Source organism: Clostridioides sp. GD02377, from assembly GCF_045899875.1.
Classification (GTDB): domain Bacteria; phylum Bacillota; class Clostridia; order Peptostreptococcales; family Peptostreptococcaceae; genus Clostridioides; species Clostridioides difficile_A.
This window is the reverse complement of the sequence record NZ_JBJODA010000003.1, coordinates 224,091-244,169: the sequence shown is the minus strand read 5'-3', so window position 1 is coordinate 244,169 and position 20,079 is coordinate 224,091. Positions and strand designations below refer to the sequence as shown.

General features: G+C 29.1%; 18 protein-coding genes. 17 read left to right on the top strand and 1 reads right to left on the bottom strand.

The annotated features are described in order from the left end of the window. Positions 1-90 precede the first annotated feature (90 nt). Entirely contained in the window at positions 91-1,866 is a 1,776-nt protein-coding gene (locus Q3304_RS04080) for an NFACT family protein (protein ID WP_407814768.1), read from the bottom strand. A 292-nt stretch (positions 1,867-2,158) separates the two neighbouring features. On the opposite strand from Q3304_RS04080, the gene ltaE reads away from it, so the two are divergent. The 17 genes from ltaE to rsgA all read left to right on the top strand — a co-directional run bounded on the left by ltaE (position 2,159) and on the right by rsgA (position 20,078). Beyond that, complete coding sequence (gene ltaE / locus Q3304_RS04075; RefSeq protein WP_054277255.1) at positions 2,159-3,193, top strand: low-specificity L-threonine aldolase; 1,035 nt, start codon at positions 2,159-2,161, stop codon at positions 3,191-3,193. A gap of 288 nt (positions 3,194-3,481) precedes the next feature. Then, a complete protein-coding gene (gene dapF, locus Q3304_RS04070) occupies positions 3,482-4,312 on the top strand; it encodes a diaminopimelate epimerase (RefSeq protein WP_407814767.1) in 831 nt (276 codons plus the stop codon). Between the two features lie 3 nt (positions 4,313-4,315). Then, positions 4,316-5,197, top strand: a complete 882-nt coding sequence (locus tag Q3304_RS04065) for a YicC/YloC family endoribonuclease (RefSeq protein WP_054277253.1) — start codon at positions 4,316-4,318, stop codon at positions 5,195-5,197. A gap of 29 nt (positions 5,198-5,226) precedes the next feature. Further along, complete coding sequence (gene gmk, locus Q3304_RS04060) at positions 5,227-5,844, top strand: guanylate kinase (protein WP_054271167.1); 618 nt, start codon at positions 5,227-5,229, stop codon at positions 5,842-5,844. Positions 5,845-5,846: 2 nt separating this feature from the next. Next, positions 5,847-6,113 (top strand): DNA-directed RNA polymerase subunit omega, encoded by a 267-nt coding sequence (gene rpoZ, locus Q3304_RS04055; RefSeq protein ID WP_021385513.1) that lies wholly within the window; start codon positions 5,847-5,849, stop codon positions 6,111-6,113. A gap of 4 nt (positions 6,114-6,117) precedes the next feature. Further along, positions 6,118-7,317 (top strand): bifunctional phosphopantothenoylcysteine decarboxylase/phosphopantothenate--cysteine ligase CoaBC, encoded by a 1,200-nt coding sequence (gene coaBC / locus Q3304_RS04050; RefSeq protein WP_231300942.1) that lies wholly within the window; start codon positions 6,118-6,120, stop codon positions 7,315-7,317. 242 nt (positions 7,318-7,559) lie between these two features. After that, the gene (priA, locus tag Q3304_RS04045) at positions 7,560-10,085 is read left to right on the top strand and encodes a primosomal protein N' (RefSeq protein ID WP_407815410.1); all 2,526 of its coding nucleotides are present in this window, start codon (positions 7,560-7,562) and stop codon (positions 10,083-10,085) included. Between the two features lie 17 nt (positions 10,086-10,102). Beyond that, positions 10,103-10,543, top strand: a complete 441-nt coding sequence (gene def / locus Q3304_RS04040) for a peptide deformylase (protein ID WP_054271164.1) — start codon at positions 10,103-10,105, stop codon at positions 10,541-10,543. A gap of 14 nt (positions 10,544-10,557) precedes the next feature. Beyond that, positions 10,558-11,487: a methionyl-tRNA formyltransferase gene (fmt, locus tag Q3304_RS04035; protein ID WP_407814765.1), complete on the top strand. Its 930-nt coding sequence runs from the start codon at positions 10,558-10,560 to the stop codon at positions 11,485-11,487. A 9-nt stretch (positions 11,488-11,496) separates the two neighbouring features. Then, positions 11,497-12,231: a DUF116 domain-containing protein gene (locus Q3304_RS04030; RefSeq protein ID WP_054271162.1), complete on the top strand. Its 735-nt coding sequence runs from the start codon at positions 11,497-11,499 to the stop codon at positions 12,229-12,231. Between the two features lie 81 nt (positions 12,232-12,312). Further along, positions 12,313-13,014 carry a zinc metallopeptidase gene (locus Q3304_RS04025; RefSeq protein WP_407814764.1) on the top strand — a complete coding sequence of 234 codons (702 nt, stop codon included), beginning with the start codon at positions 12,313-12,315 and terminating at the stop codon, positions 13,012-13,014. Positions 13,015-13,075: 61 nt separating this feature from the next. Beyond that, positions 13,076-14,401, top strand: coding sequence for a 16S rRNA (cytosine(967)-C(5))-methyltransferase RsmB (rsmB, locus tag Q3304_RS04020; RefSeq protein ID WP_167639610.1), 1,326 nt, complete (start codon positions 13,076-13,078; stop codon positions 14,399-14,401). A gap of 8 nt (positions 14,402-14,409) precedes the next feature. Beyond that, positions 14,410-15,441, top strand: a complete 1,032-nt coding sequence (rlmN, locus tag Q3304_RS04015; RefSeq protein WP_054271289.1) for a 23S rRNA (adenine(2503)-C(2))-methyltransferase RlmN — start codon at positions 14,410-14,412, stop codon at positions 15,439-15,441. A gap of 19 nt (positions 15,442-15,460) precedes the next feature. Then, positions 15,461-16,213 (top strand): Stp1/IreP family PP2C-type Ser/Thr phosphatase, encoded by a 753-nt coding sequence (locus tag Q3304_RS04010; RefSeq protein WP_054271159.1) that lies wholly within the window; start codon positions 15,461-15,463, stop codon positions 16,211-16,213. A gap of 16 nt (positions 16,214-16,229) precedes the next feature. After that, the gene (prkC, locus tag Q3304_RS04005; protein WP_407814763.1) at positions 16,230-18,251 is read left to right on the top strand and encodes a PASTA domain-containing Ser/Thr kinase PrkC; all 2,022 of its coding nucleotides are present in this window, start codon (positions 16,230-16,232) and stop codon (positions 18,249-18,251) included. A 107-nt stretch (positions 18,252-18,358) separates the two neighbouring features. Further along, the gene (gene ymfI / locus Q3304_RS04000) at positions 18,359-19,096 is read left to right on the top strand and encodes an elongation factor P 5-aminopentanone reductase (protein WP_407814762.1); all 738 of its coding nucleotides are present in this window, start codon (positions 18,359-18,361) and stop codon (positions 19,094-19,096) included. A 97-nt stretch (positions 19,097-19,193) separates the two neighbouring features. Then, positions 19,194-20,078 (top strand): ribosome small subunit-dependent GTPase A, encoded by an 885-nt coding sequence (rsgA, locus tag Q3304_RS03995; protein WP_054271156.1) that lies wholly within the window; start codon positions 19,194-19,196, stop codon positions 20,076-20,078. Position 20,079 lies beyond the last annotated feature (1 nt).

Sequence of the window (20,079 nt, the reverse complement as noted above, 5' to 3'; positions counted from 1 at the left end):
AAGAGGCTATCCCTATTTTGAGATAGCCTTTTTTCATTTGACAGACAATGTATAATTATTTGATATCAAATCTTGTATTTAATTTAAAATTTATTCTGATTTAACTTTAAGCTTGGCTACCATTTCTTCTTCAGGAGTAACATAAATAGTACTATTAGTCTCATAAATAACCATCCCTGGTTTAGAACCACTAGGTTTTTTTACATTTTTTCTTTTAGTATAGTCTATAGGTACCTGAGAAGAAAGCTTTGACTTACTAAAAAATGCTGCTAGCATTGCCCCTTCAAATATAGTGTTATCAGGAACTTCTTTACCAGCACATTTTATTATTACATGAGAGCCAGGAATATTCTTTGTGTGCATCCACAAGTCATCATTATCAGCAAGTCTTAGTGTAAGATAGTCATTCTGTTTATTATTTTTACCAACTAAAATCTTAAATCCATCAGAAGAAATAAACTCATGAGGTTTTGTAGAAGGAATAGTATCTTTTTTACTGTTCTTCTTTTGAGCCTTGATATAACCAACCTTGGCAAGCTCTTCTTTTATATCTTGTAATTCAGCTAAATTTTCGCAGTTTTCAATACTTAAAATTATATTTTCCAAGTAATCTATTTCTTCCTTATTTAATGAAATCTGATGAGATATTTCAACTTTAGCATGTTTCATTTTATTATACTTTTTAAAATATTTCTGAGCATTTTCAGATGGTGTCAGGTTTTTATTTAATTCTATAGTTACATTCTTACAATTTTCATCATAAAAATTAGCAACTTCAATACTCTCCATACCTTTTTCTACCATATAGATATATGAAGTAATCAACTCTCCTTTTACCTTGTAAATATCTGCATTTTCAGACTCTGATAATTCTTCCTCTTGTTTTTTTAGTTTATTATAAAGTCTATCGAGTTTAACTGATATACTCTTCTTTAAGTCAGATGAACGTTGATTAATTCTATCCTTAATATCTTTAGTTCTATAAAAATCTTCTAGAATACGAGACATACTATCTTTATTGATATATGATAAATCACTAAATAATGTAAGATTTACACAACTGAAATCTACTACTTTATCCACTTTTTTATCTATAACAATACAAGGTGAGTATTTGCTAGCATTTATAGCACTGAACAAACTACAAAATTCTTTGTATAAAGAATCAAACTGTTCACTAGTTACATCCTTTATAGAAGTACTTTGATTTATATTTGCTCGGCAACAGATTTCTTTTGCTATAGTAGGGCTTATGCCTAGAAATTTAGAATATATAGACTTAAAAATAGGTCCTTCAAATTCATTCAAGTTATTAATAAACAAATCTTTAGATATACTCTCAAGAGGGTCAAGTTTATCTTGTTTTGGTGGCAACGAATAGCTATGAGCAGGTAAAACCTGACGCACTCTACTTATGCTAAAAGGTACTCTTTTTATTGAATCTATAATTTTGTCATCTTCATTATGAGTTATTATTATGTTGCTGTGTCTTCCCATAATTTCAATCATAATATTTTTAGTTGTCTTTTCTTTTAGTTCATCCAAAGATTCAATACTTATCTTTATTATTCTTTCAAAACCTACTTGAGAAATTTCTACTATGTTACCACCTTGTATGTATTTTCTAAGTAACATACAAAACATAGGTGCTTTTAGAGGGTTTTCTTTTTGATAATTACTTGTAAGATAGACTCTAGGATTTGAAGCACTTGCACTTAAGACCAATCTAAAATTTTCTTTATTATTTCTTATATTAAAAATTACCTCATCGTCTTCAGGTTGATGTATTTTATCTATTTTACCACCTGTAAGTTTTGATGATAATTCATCTACTATTGAATGTATAACTAATCCATCTAATGCCATATATAGCACCCCTTTCTTTGACCAAAATAGTCAGTAAATTAATTATACACATAATATATGCTTTGTGACTAGGGGAAATTTAAACAAGATAGTAATATTTAAATTGAATAATTATTTATGCTTATTATGAAAGGAAATACTATATTTTAAAATTAATAATTTAAAGTTGATTAAATGTAAAATAAATATAGTATAATTATTGTGTAAAGTATAAGTTATTATATATAAGCTTTAAAAAATAAATCAATTTTAAAGTGTAATAGTATATAAATTATGAAAGAAGGTTGAAAAAATGAAATTTATTGATTTAAGAAGTGATACTGTTACTATGCCTACTGATGAAATGAGAGAAGCTATGGCAAAGGCTCCTGTTGGAGATTCAATCTTTAGGGATGACCCAACTGTAAATAAACTTGAAGAATTAGCAGCAGCTAAAGTTGGAAAAGAAGATGCTATTTTTCTTCCAAGTGGAACTTTTGGAAATCAACTAGCTTTATTTACTCACTGTCTAAGAGGACAAGAAATCATTATTGGTAAAGGTTATCATATTGTAACTCATGAAGTTGGAGCACCTGCTGTAATAGCTGGAGTTCAACTTAGAACTATAGATGAAGATGAAAATGGAGCTCTTAATCCTGAACTTGTTGAAAAGGCAATTAGAAGAGATGACATACATGAACCACAAACAGGTCTTATATGTGTAGAAAATGCGTATTCAGGCGGAACTGTTGTGAGCCTTGAAAATTTAAAAGAGATTAAAAAGATAGCTGAGAAACACAACTTACCAGTACATCTTGATGGAGCAAGATTATTTAATGCTGCCTTAACTTTAGGTATAGAAGCTAAAGAAATGGCAAAGTATTGTGATAGTGTTATGTTCTGTGTATCAAAAGGTTTAGCTGCACCAATGGGCTCTATACTTGCTGGAAGTAAAGAATTTATAGCAAAAGCTAGAAGAAAGCAAAAAGTTATGGGTGGAGGAATGAGACAAGTTGGTATAGTTGCAGCTGCTGGTATCATTGCCATTGAAAAAATGACATTAAGATTAAACGAAGACCACGAAAATGCAAAGTATTTAGCCTGTGAATTAAATAAAATAGATGGAATTGAAGTAAACAACATTAATCCAGATATAAGCATGGTATTCTTTAAAATGAGTGAAGATGTTATAAAAGAGGATGTTTTAATAAAAGAACTTTTTGACAGAAATATAAAAATTAATAAAATGGAAAATGGTGAGTATAGATTTGTAACTCATGTAGATATTACGAAAGAAGATTTAGACTATGTTTTAAAAACACTTAAAGAGTTAATAGGTGTATGTTAATATAAATCTACAAAAAGAGAATTATAGATAGTTATTAGACATTTAATTATAAAATTCATAGACAGTTTAAATAAAACATACATAAAATTCATATAGAAATATTATTATATAAACATAGAAAGAACTAGCTTAAAAACATAATATAATTACCCTAATTGTAATGGCAACTCTCCCTCACATCCTCAAATTATAGTTGTCATTACAAAACTTTTCCCGTAAATTATAAGTTTATGGGAATTTTTTTATGTTATAATAGTTTAAGTGTTAATTTACAAAGGAGCGATACTTATGAAATTTTGGAAACTACATGGAATAGGTAATGATTTTATTGCAGTAGATGGAAGATTCGACAATATAGATTCATCAAATTATACTGCTTTAGCAAAAAAAGTATGCCATAGAAGATTTTCTGTAGGAGCGGATGGCTTATTAGTCGTAAAAGATTCAAAAGTTGCAGATGTAGAAATGGTATATTACAATTCTGATGGCTCAAGAGCAGCCATGTGTGGAAATGGTCTTAGATGTTTTTGTAAATTTGTTTATGATAATGGAATAGTAAAAAAAGAAAATTTTACAGTAGATACATTGGATGGCATTAAAGATATAACAATAAATCTTACAAATGGTGAAATAAATTCCATAAGAGTTAATATGGGAAAAGGAAGTTTTATAGCTAAAGATGTTCCAGTATCTACAGATAGAGAGCGTTTTGTACAAGAAAGTATAAATGTTCTAGATAGGGATTTTATGCTTACTTCTATGTTGATGGGGGTTCCCCATACAGTAGTTATAGTAGATGAGCTAGATGTAGATGATGTTTGTAAATATGGAAAAGAGATTGAAAATAATAAAATATTTCCTGAAAAAACGAATGTAAATTTTGTAAAGGTAGAAGATAAGTATAATATACATGTTTACACTTGGGAGAGAGGTTGTGGATATACTTTAGGATGTGGGACTGGTATGACTGCATCAGCAATAGTATGCAATTTACTTAACATGGTAGAAAGTAGCGTAAATGTAACTTCTCAAGGAGGAACAGTTAAAATAGATGTAGGAGAGTTCTCTTATATGACAGGTCCAGCAGTAAAAATATGTGAAGGTGTTTTGGAGGATTAATTAATGGCTATAAGTATGACTGGTTTTGGAAGAGGGGAATACAAAGATGACAATTATTATTTTTTAGTGGAATGTAAAACAATAAATCATAAGTATTCAGATATAAATATACGTCTTCCAAGAAAAATTTCATTTTTAGAGGATAAAGTTAGAAATTTAGTAAAAAATTATGTAAAAAGAGGAAGAGTAGATTTATACATAAAATTTGACTTATTAGGCAAAGAAGATGTAAACTTAAACTTTGATGAAGGACTAGCTTCTCAATATATAGAGATACTAAAAGGAATAAAAAATAAATTCGATATTATAGATGATATTAGTGTTATGAATGTTGCAAGGTTTCCTGATATTGTAAAAATAGAAGAAAAAGAAGATGATGAAGATTTATTATGGTCAATGTTGAATCAAGCTGTTGAAGATGCATTAATAAAATTAAAAGAAATGAGAAGCGAAGAAGGTAAAAAATTAGCAGAAGATATTACTATGAGATGTGATTTATTAAAAACTCATATAGAAGAAATTGAAAAATATTCAAGTAGTGTTGTAGAAGATTATAGAGAAAAATTGAATTTGAGAATAAGTGAATTATTGGATGACCCAAGCATAATGGATGAGAATAGATTAGCACAAGAAGTTGCAATATATGCAGATAAAAGCAGTATAACAGAAGAAATAGTTAGATTTAAAAGTCATATAGGTCAACTTAAAAACACTATATTTAAAGATGATTCTATAGGTAGAAAAATAGATTTCTTAATACAAGAGATGAACAGAGAGACTAATACTATAGGCTCAAAGTCGTCTGATATAAATATAACTAATTTAGTAGTGGAAGTAAAAAGTGAATTAGAAAAAATAAGAGAACAAATACAAAATATAGAGTAAGAATACAATATTAGAAGGGGAATGCTTAAATGTTTGCGAAAAAAGGATTATTGCTAGTTGTATCAGGACCATCAGGTGCAGGAAAAGGTACTATTTGCAAAGAACTACTTAAAGAAAATGATACAATAAAACTTTCTGTATCAGCTACTACAAGAAAACCAAGGACTGGAGAAGTTGATGGAGTAAATTATTTTTTCATAAGTAAGGAAAAATTTGAAGAAATGATAAAAAAAGGTGAGTTTTTGGAGTATGCTCAAATTTATGATAACTTTTATGGAACTCCAAAAGCAGCAATAATGGAATGTTTAGAAAAAGGGCAGGATGTGCTATTAGAGATTGAAATGCAAGGAGCAAAACAAATAAAAGAAGTTTGCCCAGAGGGAGTATTTATATTTGTACTACCACCATCACTTGAAGAACTAAAAAATAGAATTGTTGGAAGAGGTACAGAAACAGAATCTGAAATAGAAAAGAGATTTAGTTGTGCATATGAAGAGATTAAAATGATTAAGGATTATGATTATTTTATATTTAATGAAGATGTAAAAACATCTGCTAAAGAAATAGAAGGTATAATATCATCTGAAAAGAATAAAGTTAGCAGATATAAAAATATTATAATAGAGAAATTCAAGGAGGAATTATAATTATGTTAAAACCATCTATCAATGAGGTACTAGAAAAAATAGACAACAGATACTATTTAGTAGGGACTGTTTCAAAGAGAGCAAGAAAATTAATTGATGGAGAAGAACCATACGTTTCAAATAAAGCTAAAGAGAAGCCTGTATGTGTAGCCACTAAGGAAGTTGCAAGTGGAAAAATAACATATAGATTGTTAACAGAAGAAGAAATCGAGATAGAAGAAGCTAGACACCACGCTGAGCAACACAAACAAATTTCAGAAGAGGAGTAAGGTCATGCTAAAAGATAAAACTGTTGTAATTGGCATAAGCGGCGGAATAGCTGCATATAAAGCTTGTGATGTTGTAAGTAAGTTAAAAAAACTAAATGCAAATATCCATGTTATAATGACAAAATCGGCAACAGAATTTGTTAAACCACTTACACTTCAATCGCTAAGTCAAAATTATGTAGTAGAAGATATGTTTGAAGAACCAAAGACTTGGGAAGTTGAGCATATATCATTAGCAAAAAAGGCAGATTTATTCTTAATAGTGCCAGCAAGTGCAAATATTATAGGAAAAATTGCAAATGGTATAGCTGATGATATGTTGACAACTACTGTTATGGCAACTAAAGCACAAGTTTTGATAGCACCAGCTATGAATACTAATATGTATGAAAATCCAATTGTCCAAAAAAATATTCAAACTTTAAAGGACTTTGGGTATAAATTTATTGAACCAGAAAGTGGAAGACTTGCATGTGGAGATATTGGAGCAGGTAAATTGGCTAATCCAGATGTAATAGTGGAAGAAGTCTTAGCTAATATGACTAAAGAACAAGATTTAAAAGGTCAAAGTATTATAGTTACAGCTGGTCCAACTGTAGAAAGTATAGACCCAGTAAGATATTTAACTAATAGGTCTTCTGGGAAAATGGGATATTCTATAGCAAGAGAAGCTATATATAGAGGCGCTGATGTAACATTAATATCAGGTCCTACAAATCTTTCTATCCCACAAAACCTTAAAAAATTTGTAAAAATAGAGTCAGCACAGGATTTGTATGAAGCAGTAGTATCAAATCTAAGTGAAAATAAAATAGTAATTCAAAGTGCAGCAGTTGCAGATTACAAACCAAAGACATATTCTGACAAAAAGATTAAAAAGAAGAATGATGATTTATCAATAGAACTAAGTAGGAATTATGATATTGCTTATGAAATAGGAAAAATAAAAGAAGACAGGATATTAGTAGGATTTGCAGCTGAAACTAACGACCTTATAGAACATGCCAAAGGAAAAATAAAAAAGAAAAATCTAGATTTTATTGTGGCAAATGATTTAACTAAAGAAGGTGCTGGTTTTAGAACTGACACTAACATTGTAAAAATAATAGATGTAGAAGGAAATATTACTGAGTATCCTAAAATGAAAAAAGAAGAAGTAGCTAATGTTATTTTAAATAAAATTAAAGTGTTACTTGAGAAATAAGAACTTTTTTAAATATGATATTTGTGTATTTTATCACAGCTAAAGTAGCTGAAAGCTGCAATTTAATTTTAGCGAGTAAAAACTCGCAAATGTCAGTTAAATTGTAGTTTTCAGCATTTATTTTGCCATAAAGTATAAAATATAATTAATAGTTAACTATTAAGATATAGTTAATATTATTAATGACTTGAAATTTTTTATAAATACTGAGATTTTTGACATTTTGTAAAATATATTAGAATATGAACAGTAGATTAAATTTAAGTAGAGGTTTTACAATGAAAAAATATGCAAAGGTAATAGTGAGAAGTAATACTATATACACAGATAATTTATTTACATATCAAATTCCTGTATTTTTATCGGAATCTATAAGAATTGGACATAGAATATTAGTTCCATTTGGAAGGGGTAATAAACCAACAGAAGCCTTTGTATTTCAATTTACAGATAATTTAGAAGAAAAAATAAAGACAAAAGAAATAATTGATGTATTAGATGAGAATCCAATATTTAGAGAAGAAGACTTGGAATTGGTTTATTGGATGAAAAATAGATATTTGTGCACTTATATAGAATGTATAAATTTAATATATCCAAAAGGATACAAATTAAATAATTATAAGGTAATATTATTAGGTGAAAATTTAATTGAGTTAAACGAAGCTCAATTAAAGGAAAAGATATTGACCTTAAGTGATAAAAATAGAGAAATAGTAGAAAAAGTAATTGATAGTAAAGGAAAAATTAAGGTTGATAAGTTAAAATATATACCAAATCTAAATAGTTCTTTGTACACGATGAATAAAAATGGAATTATAAAGTTATGTTGGGAATACAAAAATCACAAAAATGAAAAGAAAGTATGTTATATATCTTTGAGCTTGGAAAGTGATAAAATTGATGATTATATAGAACAAAATAAAATAAATGTGGGAAGCAAGCAAAAAGAGATATTAAGTTTTCTTAAAAATAATGAAAATGTAGAGATAAATGATTTATTAGACTTATTAAATGCTTCAAGACAAAGTATAACTTCTTTAAATAAAAAAAAGTTAATAACATTAGAGTTTAAGGATTATTATAGAGAACCAAAAAGTATTTACAAATGTGCATCAAAAAGTATAAAATTAAACAATGAGCAACAACAAGCGGTTGATGAGATAAAGTCGAATATGTTTGTGGATGATAAAAAACCATACTTAATTCATGGTGTAACAGGAAGTGGAAAAACTGAAGTTTATATGGAAATAATAGAATTTGCATTAAATCAAGGTTTAGATAGTATATTTTTAGTTCCTGAAATAGCATTAACTCCTCAAACAATAGATAGGTTGAAGAGTAGATTTGGTGATTTAGTAGGAGTGTTTCACAGTAAACTATCTGAAGGGGAAAAGCACGATGTATATAAAGCTGTAAAAGCAGGTAGAATAAGAATTTTAATTGGAGCTAGGTCAGCTCTATTTGCACCTTTTAATTCTTTAGGACTTATAATGATTGATGAATTTCATGAGTCATCATATAAGTCTGAGAAGAATCCAAAATTTAATGCTATAGAGGTAGCTAGATTTATGGCATTAAAAAATAATTTAACTCTTATTTTAGGTTCAGCTACTCCTTCAATTGAAGAATATTATAAAGCAAAATATGGAGAATACAAACTCATAAATATAAAAAATAGAGCAAATGATAAACCTCTTCCTAATATTGAAGTTGTAGACATGAAAGAAGAACTGAATAAGGGAAATAGGAGTATATTCAGTTTTAAACTACAAAAAGAAATAAGTCGTGCAATTGAAGAGCATAGTCAAGTCATACTATTCTTAAATAGAAGAGGTTATGCAAATTTTGTATCTTGTAGAAAGTGTGGGTATGTGTTCCAATGTGAAAATTGTGATATATCTTTAACTTATCATAAGAAAAGTAACACTGGAAGATGTCACTATTGTGGTTATGAGAAAGAAATCCCAAAGGAGTGTCCTGAGTGTAAAAGTCATTATGTTAAACCTTTTGGAGTTGGTACTCAAAAGATTGAGGAAGAATTAAAAAGCATTTTTCCAGATGTAAGAACATTACGAATGGATAAGGATACAACTTCAAAAAAAGGTGCTTTAGATGAAATACTAAATAAATTTAAAGATAAAGAAGCAGATGTACTTATTGGGACGCAGATGTTAAGTAAAGGGTTAGATTTTGATAATGTAACTTTAGTGGGTATTTTATCTGCAGATATGATATTAAATTTTCCAGACTTTAAAAGTTTTGAAACTACATTTCAGTTGATAACTCAAGTCTCTGGAAGAGCGGGGAGAGCTGATAAAGAGGGAAAAGTAGTACTTCAGACCTATGACACTGAACACTATGCTATTAAGCATGCTATTGAATATGATTATGAAGGTTTTTATGAAGATGAGATAAAAATAAGAAAAGCGTTTGGATATTCTCCTTTTAATAACATGTTGAGTGTAGTTGTTAGTGGGGAAGATGAAAGGTTAGTAATAAAAAATATAAAAAATATGCATGCATCATTGATTTATTTATTAGAAAAAAGGGGTATAAATGATTTAGGATTTATATTAGGTCCAAACCCATGTTCAATATCAAAAATAAATCAAAATTATCGATGGCAGATACTCTTTAAAGATGAAAATATTGAAATTAATCTGTTAAAGGGTATAATAAAATATATATGTATAACAAAACGAGATTTGATATTTGATAAAGATATCAATGTATCTATAGATATTAATCCAAACAGTGTATTATAAATTTAGGAGGAAATATAATGGCTTTAAGACAAATAGTTCAAATAGGAGAACCAGTATTAAGAAAGAAATCAAAAAAGGTTGAAAAAATTGATGAAAAAATAATACAATTATTAGATGATATGGCAGAAACTATGTATGATGCTGATGGTGTTGGATTAGCTGCACCTCAAGTTGGAATTTTAAAAAGAGTAGTAGTAATAGATATTGGAGAAGAACTTATAGAACTTATAAATCCTGAAATAATAGAAACATCTGGAGAGCAAATAGATGAGGAAGGATGTTTAAGTGTTGTTGGAGAAGCTGGAGATGTTCGAAGACCAAATTATGTAAAAGTTAGAGCTTTAAATAGAAATGGTGAAACTATAGAGTTAGAAGGAGAAGAACTTTTAGCTAGAGCATTTTGTCATGAGATAGACCATTTAGATGGAATTTTATTTGTTGACAGAATAGAAAAGTAGTAGGAGTTGATTTAATGAAAATAGTATTTATGGGGACACCTGATATAGCTGTTCCTTGTTTACAAAAAATAATAGATGAAAAGTATGATATATTAGGTGTTGTAACTCAGCCAGACAAACCAAAAGGAAGAGGTAAAAAACTGGGAATGAGTCCAGTAAAAGAGCTTGCAATTGAAAATAATATACCTGTATATCAACCAATCAAAGCTAGAGATGAAGAATTTATAGATACAATGAAATCTTTAAATCCAGATGTAATAGTAGTTGTAGCTTTTGGACAGATACTTCCAAAAGAGATACTAGAAATTCCTAAACTTGGATGTATAAATGTTCATGTGTCTTTACTTCCAAAATATAGAGGTGCAGCACCTATAAATTGGGTAATAATAAATGGTGAGGAAAAGACTGGTGTTACAACTATGTACATGGATGAAGGTTTAGATACTGGAGACATGATATTAAAAACAGAAGTAAATCTTGATGAAAATATAACAGCAGGAGAACTTCATGATAAAATGATGAATATAGGTGCAGAAACTTTAAAGGAAACATTAAAGTTAATTGAAGAAGGCACTGCACCAAGAGAGGTGCAAAACCATGAAGAATTTTCTTATGCCCCAATAATGAATAAATCATTAGGAAATATAGATTTTTCAAAAAATGCTATGGAAATACACAATTTAGTTAGAGGTGTAAATCCATGGCCAAGTGCTTATACTACTTATAATGGTGTTACAATGAAAATTTGGAAAACTAAAGTATTAGATGAAAAAAGTACAAAAAATGCAGGTACAATAATTGATGTAAATAAAGATGGTATAAAAGTTAGTACTAAAGATAAGGTACTTTTAATTGAAGAAATTCAGATGCCAAATAAAAAGAGAATGTTGGTTGGTGAATATATAAAAGGGAATACTATAGAAACTGGTTTAGTATTGGGTTAGGTGAAAACTATGACAGATATAAGGAAGTATTTAACAAGTGTTGGGATTTTAATTTTAATATTAGGGATTTTAATAGGAGTTGTAAACTTTTTTATAATGAGTTTAACTCAAATATTTTCTTTAGCAATAAATATTATAATAATATCACTAATACTTATAATACTATGTTCAACAATAATTACTTATAGAGTAATTAAAGGTAAGAATGTTAACTCAAATATAATGAAAATAAACTTTAAGATTGCCAGTTGCTTATTTCCTATTGTATCTTTCATTGCATCATCATTTGGTATGTCAAAAAGTGAGATTAGAAGGATATATATAAAGTTAAATAATGAATATATATACAGTAATAAATATAATTTTAATCCAGAGGATATAATAATTTTAATACCTCATTGTATTCAAGAGAATAGTTGTAAATTAAAAGTTACTAATGATATAGATAATTGTAAAGAATGTGGAAGATGCAACATAGGAGAATTAACTAAGTTAAAGAAGAAAAGTAAAGTAAAAATCTTTGTAGCTACAGGTGGAACTTTAGCTAGAAAGATTATAATAGACAATAAACCTAAAGCTGTTATAGCTGTTGCATGTGAAAGAGATTTAACATCTGGAATACAAGATATAAAAAAAATTCCTGTTTTAGGTGTATTTAACAAAAGACCTAATGGACCTTGTGTAAATACTAATGTAGATATGATAGATATTGAAAAAGCTATAGATTTTTTAACAGGAAAATAAACTAACTTGTAATTAAACTGTTTTTAAGCTATATGAATATTAAGAGGATGTGTAAAAATATATTTTAGGAGAGTGTTATTTATGTACCCTGTATATGGCGGGTTTTGGGGATTTGACCCTACGATGATTATATTAATTCCAGCTATACTATTCACTGCATATGCGCAATTTAAAGTGAGTTCAACAACAAATAAGTATTTGAGAGTAAAAACACGTCGAGGATATACTGGAGAACGAACAGCAAGAAGAGTACTTGATTCAAATGGTCTATATGATGTAAGTATAGAAATGGTTAGAGGTCATTTAAGTGACCACTATGACCCAAGAAGAAAGGTAGTAAGGTTATCAGAAGATGTATATTATGGTTCTTCTATAACTTCTGTTGCAGTAGCTGCACATGAGTGTGGTCATGCAATGCAGCATGCTAAAGGTTATGCTCCTCTTCAAATAAGAAGTAGCTTAGTGCCAGTAGTAAATTTTGCATCAAGTATATCTTGGTTTCTAATATTTATAGGATTTATTATGGCTGGTCCGTTTTTAAAAATTGGGATACTATTGTTTTCAGCTTCAGTATTATTTCAGATAATAACATTACCTGTAGAATTTAATGCTTCAAGTAGAGCAATTGTTCAACTTGGAAATTTAGGGATTATAGATGAAAGTGAGTCAAGACAAAGTAGAAAAGTACTTTCAGCAGCTGCTTTAACATATGTTGCAGCAGCATTGGTTTCAATACTTCAATTACTTAGATTGTTACTAATAGCTCAAAGAAGAGATGACTAAAAGTAAAGTGGGTTGTTTAGAAACAACCCTTTTTTATGTTTAATAAAAGGGAGAAATTTATATGGACGCAAGAGAAATTGGATTTAAAGTATTATGCGATATAGAGAAAAACAATAACTATTCAAATATTGCAATAAACAAACATTTTAAAAACTTAGAAATAAGTGATATGGATAGAGGACTTGCAACAGAATTAATCTATGGAGTAATAGAAAATAAGTATTATTTAGATTACATAATCAATAAACTTTCAAAAATAAAAGTAAAAAAAATGTCAACTTATGTTAAAATCTTTTTAAGAATGGGAACATATCAAATTTTATTTTTAGATAGTATATCAGATTATGCAGCAGTTAATGAAACTGTAAAATTAGCTAAGAAATACGATAAAAAATCTTCTGGTTTCATAAATGCTATTCTTAGAAATGAAATAAGAAGTAAAGATACTATAATGGACATAACTGAGGAAGATAGTGTAAAATACCTATCTATAAAGTATTCTTATAATTCTTGGATTATAAAAAATTGGATGGATAATTTTGGACAAGAATTTACTGAAGATTTATTGGAAGCAAACAATGAAAAGCCGAGTATCTATATAAGAACAAATACACTTAAAACAAGTAGAGAAGAACTTATTGAAAAATTAAATGCAATGGGTATTGTATGTTTTAAAGTTCCTATGGTAGAAGAAGCTATTAAAGTCGAAAAAATGAAGAATATAGAAAAAAATGAATTATTTAAGGCTGGTTTATTTACAATTCAAGATATAAGTTCTATGATAGTAGGGAAAGTAATTAATCCAAAAGAAGATTCATCTGTTTTGGATGTATGTAGTGCTCCTGGTGGAAAATCTACCCACTTAGCTACTTTGATGAATAATACTGGTAAAGTAATAGCTAGAGACATTTTTGACCACAAATTAAAGCTTATAAAAGCTACTGTAAATAGGCTAGGTATTAAAAATGTATGTATAGAAAAGTTTGATGCTTCTGAAATTGATGAAAATAGTATAAGTAAATTCGATTATGTTTTGGCAGATGTTCCTTGTTCTGGCCTTGGCATAATAAGACGTAAGCCAGAAATTAAGTACAAGAAAGAAGAAGAATTAAAAGATATTACTTCTATACAAAAGCAAATTTTAGAAAATGCATCAAAGTATGTTAAAATTGGTGGAAATTTAGTATATAGTACATGTACAATTCAAGATGTGGAAAATATAAATATAATTACTTCTTTTATTGAAGACAATAATAATTTTGAATTAACTCCAATTGATACAATAAATGTAGACTTGGATAATCAAGATAAAGGATATTTAAAGATATATCCTAATATTCATGGAATAGATGGTTTTTTCATAGCAAAATTAAAGAGAATAAGGTAGTGAAGATAATGGAAAAGAAAAAGGTAGTATTAAAAAATTTTACTGAAGATGAACTTAAAGAATTTATGAAAACTATAGATGAAAAGCCTTTTAGAGGAAGTCAAATATTTGCCTGGATATATAAGGGTGCAAAAACTTTTGATGATATGAATAATATACCAAAAAGTTTGAGAAATAAATTAGAGGAAGTCTCATGTATAGGACATATAGATATAGAATTAAAATTAGAGTCTAAAGTAGATGGTACAAAAAAATATTTGTTTTTATTAGATGATGGAAATATAATAGAAACTGTGATGATGGATTATGATAGTAGGGTTACTGTCTGTGTTTCTAATCAAGTGGGTTGTAGAATGGGATGTAATTTCTGTGCATCTACAATGGATGGATTGATTAGAAATTTAGAACCTTGGGAGATTTTAGACCAAGTTATTAAAATTCAAGAAGATACTGGAAAGAGAGTATCAAATCTTGTATTGATGGGAAGTGGCGAGCCACTTGATAATTTTGAAAACACAAAACAATTTTTAAAGATAATTAATGAAAAAAATGGACTTAATATAGGGTATAGACACATAACTCTTTCAACTTGTGGGATAGTACCTAAAATGTATGAATTGGCAGACTTAAAAATAGCTATAAATTTAGCTTTATCACTTCATTCACCATATGACGAAGAAAGGCGAAAAATTATGCCTGTAGCCAATGCTTACTCCATTAAAGAAATATTGGATGCATGTAGATATTATATAAAAAAGACGAATAGAAGGGTCACATTTGAATATTCTCTTATAAAAGGAGTAAATGACTCAGAACAAGAAGCAAGGGCATTAGCTAAGCTCCTAAAAGGTATGCTTTGCCATGTGAATTTAATTCCAATAAATAAAGTTGAAGAAAGAGAATATGAAAAGCCTGATAAAGCATTTATTTATAAGTTTAGGGATAGTTTAGAGAAAAATAATATACCTGCCACAGTTAGAATGTCTATGGGTTCTGATATTAGTGGAGCTTGTGGGCAATTGAGAAGAAAATACAAGTAATTTGTAAGGAGGAAGTCGTATGGTTTATAGTTGTGCCTCCCATATAGGTAAAATAAGAAAAAACAATGAAGACTATTGTGAGGGAGAAGTTATAGATACAGAACATGGTCCAATAGGAATATTTGCCATAGCTGATGGAATGGGCGGACATAAAAAAGGTGAGGTCGCCAGTAAATTAGCAGTAGAAAATATAATTGATTTTCTAAAAGAAAACTTATTACAGCATGATAATGTAAAAATAGACTATATAGATGATATATTAAAACAGGCTTATAATAATGTAAACTCAATTGTGCACAAAAAATCTATGGAAGATATAGAGTTTGAAGGAATGGGAACTACATTAGTTACAGCTATAGTGTATAATAATGTCTTATATGTGGCAAATGTTGGAGATAGCAGATGTTATTTGTTAACAGGTGAAAAATTTGATAAAATAACTATAGACCATTCCGTGGTTGAAGAACTTATGATGGCTCATGTTATTACAGAAGAGGAGGCAAGAAGACATCCACAAAGGAATAGAATAACTAGAGCAATTGGAACAGATGATATGGTTGTTGTAGATATTTTTAAGAAAGAAATTAAAAAAAGTGATATAATACTTCTTGCGACAGATGGATTAACTGGGTTTATTGACGATGAAGATATAAGAGATTTAATATTAGATTATGAATACGAGAGAATTAGTAATATAAGTGAAGAATTGATAAGTATGGCCAATGATGTTTCTGGTAAAGATAATGTTTCGGTTATAGTGATAAAAGTATAATTAGGACGGTGATATTGTGGGAGATACAATTTTAGGAAATCGATATGAAATCATCAGAAAGATTGGTGATGGAGGTATGGCCTTTGTATATGAGGCTAAAGACAGGTTATTAAATAGGACCGTTGCGCTCAAGGTACTTAGACCTGAATTTGTTGATGATGATGAATTTTTAACAAAATTTAAAAGAGAGGCAGAGGCAGTAGCGAGTCTTTCTCATCCAAATATAGTAAATGTTTATGATGTTGGTGAAGATGGAAAAGTTCACTACATTGTAATGGAGTTTGTAGATGGTAAGAACTTAAAAGAGATTATACAAGATGAAGGTACATTAGATGAATATACTGCATTAGATATAACAAAACAAATAGCTATGGCACTTAGTGCTGCGCATAAAAAGGGGATTATACATAGAGATATAAAACCTCATAATATTCTCATATCCAATGAAGGAAGAGTAGTAAAAGTAGCTGATTTTGGTATAGCTAAAGCTGTCTCAAACTCAACAATGACCAATATTGGGAGTATAATTGGTTCAGTACATTATTTTTCACCAGAACAAGCCAAAGGTAAATTTGTAACTAATAATGCTGACTTGTATTCTTTAGGTATAGTTTTATATGAAATGTTGATAGGAAAAGTTCCATTTAGAGGAGATAGTCCAATTTCTATAGCTCTTCAACATATTAATGATGATATAGATTTTACATCAGAAGAAAAGGTTAGGATTCCACAAAGTGTAAGAACTACAATAAAAAAGCTTACAGAAAAATCTAGTGCAGATAGATACCAATCTGCTGAGGAATTGATAGAAGACATTGAGTATATAGAAAAAAATATCGATTTAGATTTTATAAAAGAATATGATGATTTTGCAACTAAGAAAATTGATGAAAAGGAAATTAATAAAGTTGTAAATCCAATACTTGCAAAGCCAGCTCCCGAAAAAGTAGTCAAGCCTGTTGAAGTTGCTGATTTGGATGAAGATGATGATTACTACGATGATTTTTATGAAGACGATGATGAAGAAGAAGATGAAGATGAGGAAGAGATAATGAGAGCTAAGAAGAATCAGAAACCGAAGAATACTCCAAGTAAGAGGGCTAAGAAAAAGAAGAAAAAACAGGAAAGTCCAAAGTCTAGAAAAAGATTGAAAGTAATAGCTGCTATTTTAATAGTGATATTATGTGCTCAAGTATTCTTAGCATATAAATTTTTATTTGCAGGAGGATTTGGGAATAAGTCTTTAAGTGTTCCTAATCTTGTAAATATGACTTTAGAAGAAGCTCAAAGTACTGTTGAAAAAGAAGGATTATCCTTAAGTGTAAAAAGTGAAGAATATAGTAGTGAAGTAGATGAAAACTGTATAATATCACAGACACCTGAAGGAGGAAGTACAAATGTTAAGAAGGGTGATACTATAAATGTTGTTGTAAGTAAAGGTGCAAATCAAGCTTCTGTTCCTAATGTAGTAGGACTCACTTTGAGTAATGCAAAACAACTTATTGAAGAAAATAATTTAAAAGTGGGAACAGTTAAGTATGAGTATAGTTCAATATATAAAGAAGGTACAGTTTTAAATCAAAGTCCAGGAGCTAGTTCATCAAGAGCTCAAGAGGGTGATGAGATAAACCTATATGTGAGTAAAGGCTCAGAAAAATCAAATACACAGACACCAACAACACCAGACAAAACACCAACAACACCTGATGATGATACAAAAACACCTGGTTCAAACTCAGGAAATAATGGTAGTAACTCAGGAGGCTCAAACTCAGGAAACAGTGGAGGAAATTCAGGAAATAATGGTAGTAACTCAGGAGGCTCAAACTCAGGAAATAGTGGCGGAAACTCAGGAAATAATGGCAGTAACTCAGGAGACAATGGAGATAACTCAGGAGGTTCAAATTCGGGCGGAAATGGAGATAACTCAGGAGGCTCAAACTCAGGAAATAGTGGAGATAATTCAGGAGGTTCAAGTTCAGGAGGAAATGGAGAAACTCCATCTGGAACTGGCGGAAATATTGGTAAAACAGAATAAACATTAGCAAAATAAGAGCTGTCTTTTTATGGAAACTATTTTCTTTAAAGAGGCAGTTTGTTTTGTATAAAATATGAAATTGGTTATAATAAAGGAGAAAAGTATTTATGATAAATAAAACAGTTTTAATTACAGGAGGAGCTAGAGGTATTGGTAAAGCTATGTCTGAAGCTTTTGCAAAAGAAGGATATAATGTATTAATAAATTTTAATAAGTCAGAAGATGAAGCTAATGAGTTATATACTAAATTAAGTGAAAAAAATGCCTATGTAAAACTTTTTAAAGCAGATGTTTCAAATAGAGTAGAAGTAGAGAATATGATAGATTACTGTGTAAAAGAATTTGGTGGATTGGATGTGCTTGTAAATAATGCTGGTATAAGTCAAGACAAGTTATTTACAGATATAACTGATGAAGACTGGGATAGGATGATGAATATTAACTTAAAAGGATGTTTTTATTGTTCACAAGTGGCTTTAAAATACATGATATCAGAAAAAAAAGGGAATATAATTAATATATCTTCGATTTGGGGAATAGCAGGTGCTTCTTGTGAAGTGCATTATTCTATAACAAAAGCAGGTATAATAGGTATGACAAAGGCATTAGCTAAAGAAGTTGGACCATCAAATATTAGGATAAATAGTATAGCTCCAGGAGTCATTAATACTGACATGCTATCTGAATATAATAGTGAAGATATAAATGTTCTTGTAGAAGAAACTCCATTAATGAGGCTAGGTACTCCAGACGATATAGCAAATTGTGCTATTTTCTTAGCATCAGATAAATCAAATTTTATCACTGGTCAGGTAATTAGCCCAAATGGAGGATTTGTTATTTAAAAAAAATGTGGTATTATATAAAAATAGGAAATAATAACACGATATACTGCTAATGAACAGTATGTGTTTATATAAATTTTATAAAGGGAGGCATTTGATGCTAGAAGGAAAAATTATAAAGGGGATTAGTGGATTTTATTATGTAGATACAGATAATGGTATTTATGAATGCAAGGCTAGAGGAATCTTTAGAAAGAAGAAAATAACACCTTTAGTTGGTGATAGAGTAAAAATAAGTATTGTTGATGAAGAAGAAAAAAAAGGTATTTTAGAAGAAATAGATAGTAGAGATACAGAACTTATAAGACCTCCTATAGCAAACGTGGATAAGGCATTAATAGTATTTGCAATAAAAAATCCTAAACCAAACTTGTCTCTTTTAGATAGATTTATAGTTTTGGCAGAAAAAGAAAATTTAGAAACTGTAATAATCCTTACAAAAGCAGATTTAGATGATAATGATACGTTAGAAACTGTTAAAAATATATATGAACTTAGTGGATATAAGGTTATTCCAGTAAGTAATATTACTAAGTTAAATATAGAGAAAGTAAAAGAAGAATTAAAGGAAAATGTTGTAGTATTTGCAGGCCCATCTGGAGTTGGAAAATCAAGCTTATTAAATGAAATAGATGCGAACTTTAAACTACAAACTGGAGTAGTAAGTGATAAAATAAAAAGAGGAAAGCATACTACTCGCCATGCAGAACTCTTAAAGTTGGAATTTGGTGGAATGGTTGCAGATACACCAGGTTTTAGTTCGCTTGCACTTGAAGACATAGAAGAAGTTGAGCTTAAAGATTATTTTATAGAATTTGATAAATTTAATGATTGTAAGTTTGGTTCAAAATGTATTCACGAAAATGAACCTAATTGTGCTATAAAAGAAGCTGTTGCAAATGGAGAAATATCTAAAGAAAGATATGATAGTTATATACAGCTACTAAATGAAATAAGACAAAATAACAGTAGGAGGTATTAGA